The organism is Cupriavidus sp. 01L46 (assembly GCF_056399905.1).
The window spans coordinates 1-6,560 of sequence record NZ_JBFTSF010000317.1 but is presented as its reverse complement, the minus strand read 5'-3'; the positions used below and the strand labels follow the sequence as shown (position 1 = coordinate 6,560).

Below are 6,560 nucleotides of genomic sequence, written 5' to 3'. Positions count from 1 at the left end.
CGGTCGCCAGCAGCGATTGCGCCATCCGCTCGGCGGTGGCGAGGGCGGCGGAGGTCATGATGTCGAGATTGCCCGCGTAGGCAGGCAGGTAATGGGCGGCGCCCTCGACTTCGAGGAACACCGAGGTTTTCATTCCGCTGAAGCGGCCCAGGCCGGGGATGTTCAGCGGCGCGCTGGCCGGGATCTCATCGAACTGCACGGTCTGCTTGAGACGATAGCCAGGCACGTAGGCATGCACGGCGCGGACCATGTCGGCGATCGAGGCTTCGATCGTCTCGCGGTCGGCCACGTCGGACAGGGTATAGACAGTGTCGCGCATCATCACCGGCGGCTCGGCCGGATTGAGCACGATGATGGCCTTGCCTTTAGCCGCGCCGCCGACCACCTCGATGGCCTTCGACGTCGTCTCGGTGAACTCGTCGATATTGGCGCGCGTGCCCGGTCCGGCCGACTTGCTGCTGATCGAGGCAACGATCTCAGCATAGTGGACCTTTGCTACACGCGACACGGCCGCCACGATGGGAATCGTGGCCTGGCCGCCGCAGGTGACCATGTTGACGTTGCGCGCGTCCAGTTGGGCGTCGAGATTGACCACCGGCACACAGTATGGGCCGATGGCGGCGGGCGTCAGGTCGATCACGCGCAGGCCCGGCTTGCGCTGGCGTAGCAGTGCATCGTTCTTCACGTGCGCGCCCGCCGAGGTGGCGTCGAAGACGAAGTCGATCTCGTCGAACACCGGCAGGCGGCTAAGGCCATCGGCGCCTTCGTGTGTGGTGGCCACGCCCAGCCGGGCGGCCCGCGCCAGCCCGTCGGAGGCGGGATCGATGCCGACCATCGCCGCTATTTCCAGATGCTTGCTGTTGCGCAGGATCTTGATCATCAGGTCGGTGCCGATGTTGCCGGAGCCGATGATCGCTGCCTTGAGTTTTTTGGAAGCCAAGTGATTTTCCTTGTTATTCGCGTGTCATTCGGCGAACGTCGCGCGGACGCTGCCAAGCCCTTCGATTTCAGCGGTGAACGTCCCCTCCCGCGTGACCGGCACCATCGGGCCGAGCGCACCGGTTAGTACGATGTCGCCGGCGCGCAGCGGGGTGCCGAGCCGGACCATCCGGTCGGCCAGCCACACGGCCGCATTCAGCGGGTTGCCCAGGCAGGMGGCGCCGTTGCCGCGTGACAGCGCCTCGCCGTCCTGCGACAGCGTCATCGAGCAGGCGGTGAGATCAATGGCCGACAGCGATACCGGGCGGCTGCCCAGTACGAACAGGGCGCTGGAGGCGTTGTCGGCCACGGTGTCGACGAAGCGGATGTCCCAGTTCTGGATGCGGCTGTCGACCACTTCGATGGCGGCCAGTGCATAGGCCGTGGCGTACAGGATGTCGGCGAAGGTGTGCTGCTCGTGGGCCAGGTCGTGCTTCAGTACGAGGGCGATCTCCGCCTCCACCTTCGGCTGAAGCAGGCGCGACAGCGGCATCGGCTGGCTGTCGCCGTAGGCCATGCCGGCGAACAGCGCACCGAAATCAGGCTGGTCCACGCCGAGCTGCTTCTGCACGGCCACGGAGGTCAGGCCGATCTTGCGGCCGACGATACGTTCGCCATTCACCACGCGGGCGTCGATGTTGGCCTGCTGGATGGCGTAGGCGGTGGCGATATCGTCGATGGCGATATCGCCGCGGACCGGGGCGACGGTCTGGCGCGTCGCCTCGGCTTCACGCAGGCGCGCGGCGATGGCGTTGATGTTCTGGTCGGACATCTGGGTCTCCTTGATATCGGTCAGGCCGCCGGCGCAAGGGTGGCGCGCGGCACGGCATGCATGGTGGCGAAGCCCGCGATCCATTCCGGGATGGCGCGGTAGTAGTCGAGGGAGGCGCTGTAGGGGCCGGAGGCCGCCAGCGCGCCGAAGGCCGCGACCCAGGTGCGGATCTCGTGCGCCGACTTGCCGCCTTCGCGGGTGATGGCATCATTGGTCATGCCGTCGACGGCGGTCAGCTCGCCGGAGGCGAGATGGTTCAGGAAGGTGCGGTCCCATTCCGGGTTGAGCGGATGCAGGCGGCTGTCGCCGGCCGCGAACGCCTTGGCGGCGGCCAGGGTGCGTGCTTGCCGGGCGGCTCGCGATTCTGGCGACGGATTGCGCCCGGCGATCAGCCGCTCGGCGACTTCCTCCGTCGCGCCGATCAGTTCCGGCACTGGAGGTTCGTGCGAGATACCGCCGGAACCTACCACCAGTACCCGTTTGCCCGTCCGGGCCAGGAAGCGGCCGATCGCATCGCCCAGCAGGCGGGCGCGACGCAGGGTGGCCATCGGGGGCGCGACCGAATTGATGAAGACCGGGATGACCGGGTAGCGGTCGAGCCTGCCGGCCAGGGTTTCCAGCGCGTCGGCGAAGCCGTGGTCGACCTGCATCCGGTACGAGATCGACACGTCGATCTCCGCCGCGAGCACGCTTTCGGCGAGTGCCAGGGCGAGGTCGCCGGGCACGGGCAAGGTGCCGGCCATGCTGCGAAAGTCACCAATCGCCTGCGCGGCGGCGCCTATGCAGAACGGTGGCATCATGTCGTAGAAGAAGCCGTTGTAGTGATCGGGCGCGAAGAGGACGATCAACTCGGGATCGAAGGCGCGCACGCGCTCACGCGCCGCGGCCTGCACGCGCTCGACCTCGGCCACGACATCAGGCGCGGGATCGAAGTAGCCATGCAACGGCGTGTGCGACAGACACTCCAGGTGAATCGGCATGTTCAGGCTCCTGCGGCTTGTGTGATTTCGAGGGGACCACGCGTCGGTCGAGATAGCGGTGTCTGGGCCGTGGCGCCTGCGGCCGGCATGTCGATCATGCCCAACTTGCCGGCCAGCTCGACGATGGCCGCCGAGACCTGCTGCGGCGTGCACACGCCAGCGACGAAGCGATCGGGACGCAGCAGCACCACGGACTCCGGCAGCCGGCTGAACCAGTCTTTCAGGCGGCCGGCTGCATCGCCGATGGGAATGACGCCTTCTGGCACGTCGTCGGCATGGTGGAGCTGCACGTCCGGCTTGGCGAGCACGAAGCGCACGCCCGCCCGCTCGCAGATTTCGCGGGCCTGTGCGGTCAGGCCGAAGGTTGGGTCCGTGCCCCAKCCAATCACGGCGAGGCTGTTGCCGATGGCGTCATCGAGCAACACCAGGCGGCCGTCGGCGGTGCGCACGCGTGGCTGGATGAAGAGGCGGCCGACCGGGGACGCGGCGAGTGGGTCGCGGCCGTAGGCCAGGCGGCCGAGGAACGAGTCGCGCTTCTCGCTCATCAGGCCGAGCAGGCGGCCGGGGGCGGAATTGCCGGAACGTTCCAGCACATGGGCCAGCCAGCCGCCGGTCTTGCGCGGCGGCGGCAGCAGCACCACGCCTTCCTCGTAGCGGGGCATGGGCTTGAAGCGCATCTCGATGAAGTAGCGCTTGACCGCCGGCAGCACGTTGAAGCTGCGCACGAAGGCGTCGCGGAAGCGGGCGCCGAAGCGGGTGGTTGGCGCGAAGATGTCGCCCGCTACCTCGGAGAGGTGGATCATGGCGCGGGCGTGGGCACGGCGCTCGGCGGTGTAGGTGTCGAGCAGGCGCGCGTCGGCCTGCCCCTTTGCCACCATGGCGAGCTTCCAGCCGAGGTTGTTGGCGTCGCGGATGCCGCTGTTGTAGCCCTGGCCCTGCCAGACCGGCATGATGTGCGCGGCGTCGCCCGCCAGCAGGACGCGGTCCACCCGGAACGTCGCGGCCAGCCGCGCGTTGTGCGTGTAGACGCGCTTGCGGATGTACTCGACCTTGTCGGGATCGGCCACGACCTTGCTGATCAACGCCGCCATGTTCGCGGGCTTCGAGAGTTCTTCCTCCGTCTCGCCCGGCATCACCATGAACTCGAAGCGGCGGATGCCGTGCGGCAGGGCCGCCGACACGTACGGGCGCTCGTGGTCGCAATGCATGTAGATGTGGGGCGAGCCGACCGGGTCGTTGCGCACGTCGACGACGATCCACTGGTTCGGCTTGGTGCGGCCCTCGAACGGAACGTCCAATGCGCGGCGCACGAGGCTGTTGCCGCCGTCGGCGCCCACCATGTAGCCGGCACGGAAGACGCGGCTGTGACCATCGGCGCTGCGAGCTGTGATGCTGACGCCGGAGGCATCCTGCGAAAATGACTCGAGGCCGAGACCGAAGAGTACTTGCACGTGCTCGAAGCGCCGCAGGCCTTCGAAGAGCACCCGGTCGGCCAGCGGCTGGAGGAAAGCGTTGCGGCGCGACCAGCCGAATTCGTCGGTGCGCGGCTCGATCGAGGCGAAGCAGTGCCCGTCCTTCGTGACGAAGCGCATCCAATGGTCTGGTGTGGTGTGGGGCAGCAGGGTGTCGGCCAGGCCGACCGCCTGGAACACGCGCAGGGCTTCGTCGTCGAGGCCGATGGCGCGCGGGTAGTCGATGAGCTGGTCGAGCTTCTCGATCACTGTCACGCGAACGCCTTGCTGGCCGAGGATGTTGGCGATCATCAGCCCGACGGGGCCGGCGCCGATGATGGCGACATCGGTATCCAGGAGGGCTGTGCTGGATGGACTGCCGGCTGTCTCCGCCGGGTTGGCCGTGGTGGTCATAGGTCTCCTTCTGGCAAAAAGGGCGAGCGCGCCCCCGCGCCGAGTGCGTACTGGACGCAGGTCGATGAATTCGGGAAGCGTCGGATCCGACACGAATGCCGCCCCGTGTTGAAGATCAGGGTGGCGGCGGCGGAAGCCGGTCAGGCGTCGGTCAGGGTCTTGCCGACGCGGGCTGCAGAGTAGTTGGGCATGGGGGCATCTCCATTCAGTTTCGTGATTTTTTAGAGAGTCTATGCATCGATTGCCCCGCGCTCAAAAAAATCTTCAGAATGTGCAAGGAATGCACATGATTGATTTATAAGCGTTTTATGCTTATCAAGCACGCAAACGTCCGGGCCCTCTCGCGCAGGCTGTAGGTGCCGCAGGCGCTCAATTCCATGGAGAGCGACCGCGCTGGTTTTGTCGCGACAAGAGCGCCGAAGAGATCACTAAGGCACTCATCAGCAACTGGCGCGAGAAGCACTCAGCCCGCGCTGTACTGGGTGCCCATCGTCGCCACCACGACTGTCGGCACGACCCTGGCCGATTTTGTTGACCGCTCCCCGAGGATTAGCTATGCCGGGGGCACATCAGTGCTGTCCATCTTGCTGATGCTGTCACTGGCCATCTGGTGCCGGACGCTTGGCACCGTATCGGTCGATACCGTGGAATCCCCCAAGGCCGAGATGTTCTACTGGGCGACGATCATGTTCTCGCAGACATTGGGAACCGCGCTCGGCGACTGGACAGCGGAAACGGCAAGGATGAGATACCTGGACGGGATGATGGCCTTTGGCGCGCTGCTAGCAACGATGGTCGCGGCCTACTATTGGACGAGAATGTCCCGCACCATGCTGTTCTGGGCAGCCTTTATCCTCACGCGGCCGCTTGGCGCCGTCGTGGGCGACTTGCCTAAGTTGTCTTCCGTGCCGACTTGGGGAGGACCATCATTTCCCGCACGCGATTCGCAATGTCCTGCAGCGGTGCCACGAAGCGCTTGATCGCGTCCTCCTCGGTCAGGGCGCGCGCAAGATACACCACATTGAGGCTGCCGCGCACGCCGTCCGCGTGCAGGATCGGCACGGCGACCGCGCCGATCTTGCGCTGCTCTAGCCACTCGCCGCGATTCGATCCAAAGCCATCCGCGCGCACGCGCTCGACCAACTTGCGGACATAGGCGGTGTTGTTGGCCAGCGCCGCCTGCTCATCGCCTCCGTCGCCTGAGCGCAGCAGGTTGAGGATGTCTTCCCGTTCCCCGTCGCCGCAAAACGCAAAATAGGCCCGTCCGGCGGCCGTCGACAGCATCGGCAGACGCCTTCCCACCATCGCCCGGTGAAAGGACAGGGGGCTGAACCTGTGCGTGGTCTCGCGAATGATCATAGCGTCGCCGTCGGGCGTCGTCAGGTCGGACGGCCACAGCACGCGCTGCAGCAACTCGCCCATCAGCGGCGCGGCGATAGTGGAAATCCACTCATCGTCATTGAAGCCTTCGCTCAAGGCCCTGACCTGCAGCGTCAGGCGATAGCTGTCGTCCGACTTGCTGCGGCGCACGAAGCCTTCCGCTATCAGCGTCTCCAGTAGGCGCCTGACCGTGGTGCGGTGCAGCCCGGTCTGCTCGCTCAGTTGCGGGGCGGTGCCGCGCCCGCTTTCCATCCGGTTCAGCGCTTTCAGCACATCCAAGCCGCGGCTGAGGCCGCGCACGCTGGCGTAGGGCGAAGTTCGGCCGGCAGGCATAAAGAATCCTTTCAAATCAATGTCGTGCACTCTTTGCACATTCTGTTCTTTTTTTTTCGGGATGCAATCGGCTCTCTACACTCTAAAAGGGACCACATCTGCCGCCTCGGGAGAGGTCGTGCTAAAGCGAGCCAAATGAATTTGGCGCACACAAGCCGGGTACCTGCACTACGCTTGTAGGATGCCAATACCATGCTAACTCACCGGCAGGCCGGCACTAGGCAGAGTTGCCCCTTCTTCCTGGGGCCGGAG

6 protein-coding genes are annotated in these 6,560 nt (G+C 65.8%); 1 reads left to right on the top strand and 5 read right to left on the bottom strand.

Going from position 1 to position 6,560, the window contains the following annotated elements; all coding sequences use genetic code 11:
* The 4 genes from AC1DS3_RS32880 to AC1DS3_RS32865 form a co-directional block, all read right to left on the bottom strand.
* Nucleotides 1-940 (bottom strand): acetaldehyde dehydrogenase (acetylating) (locus AC1DS3_RS32880; RefSeq protein ID WP_477128801.1); only part of this gene is annotated, 940 nt, incomplete at its 3' end.
* A 24-nt stretch (nucleotides 941-964) separates the two neighbouring features.
* The gene (gene mhpD, locus AC1DS3_RS32875; protein ID WP_477128800.1) at nucleotides 965-1,750 is read right to left on the bottom strand and encodes a 2-keto-4-pentenoate hydratase; all 786 of its coding nucleotides are present in this window, start codon (nucleotides 1,748-1,750) and stop codon (nucleotides 965-967) included.
* A gap of 20 nt (nucleotides 1,751-1,770) precedes the next feature.
* The gene (locus AC1DS3_RS32870; protein WP_441637157.1) at nucleotides 1,771-2,730 is read right to left on the bottom strand and encodes a 3-carboxyethylcatechol 2,3-dioxygenase; all 960 of its coding nucleotides are present in this window, start codon (nucleotides 2,728-2,730) and stop codon (nucleotides 1,771-1,773) included.
* Nucleotides 2,731-2,732: 2 nt separating this feature from the next.
* A complete protein-coding gene (locus tag AC1DS3_RS32865; RefSeq protein WP_441637159.1) occupies nucleotides 2,733-4,595 on the bottom strand; it encodes a bifunctional 3-(3-hydroxy-phenyl)propionate/3-hydroxycinnamic acid hydroxylase in 1,863 nt (620 codons plus the stop codon).
* 377 nt (nucleotides 4,596-4,972) lie between these two features.
* Between AC1DS3_RS32865 and AC1DS3_RS32860 the strand changes: the two genes are divergently transcribed.
* The gene (locus AC1DS3_RS32860) at nucleotides 4,973-5,575 is read left to right on the top strand and encodes a COG4705 family protein (protein ID WP_441637161.1); all 603 of its coding nucleotides are present in this window, start codon (nucleotides 4,973-4,975) and stop codon (nucleotides 5,573-5,575) included.
* On the opposite strand, the gene AC1DS3_RS32855 is transcribed toward AC1DS3_RS32860, so the two are convergent.
* A complete protein-coding gene (locus AC1DS3_RS32855; protein WP_441637205.1) occupies nucleotides 5,487-6,308 on the bottom strand; it encodes a DNA-binding transcriptional regulator in 822 nt (273 codons plus the stop codon). The two genes, AC1DS3_RS32860 and AC1DS3_RS32855, sit on opposite strands and share 89 nt — an antisense overlap.
* Between the last annotated feature and the right edge of the window lie 252 nt (nucleotides 6,309-6,560).

Excerpts from the sequence above, each read along its gene's own strand:
- AC1DS3_RS32855 (WP_441637205.1), bottom strand. The coding sequence starts at position 6,308 with ATGCCTGCCGGCCGAACTTCGCCCTACGCCAGCGTGCGCGGCCTCAGC.
- AC1DS3_RS32860 (WP_441637161.1), top strand. The coding sequence starts at position 4,973 with ATGGAGAGCGACCGCGCTGGTTTTGTCGCGACAAGAGCGCCGAAGAGA.
- AC1DS3_RS32870 (WP_441637157.1), bottom strand. The coding sequence starts at position 2,730 with ATGCCGATTCACCTGGAGTGTCTGTCGCACACGCCGTTGCATGGCTAC.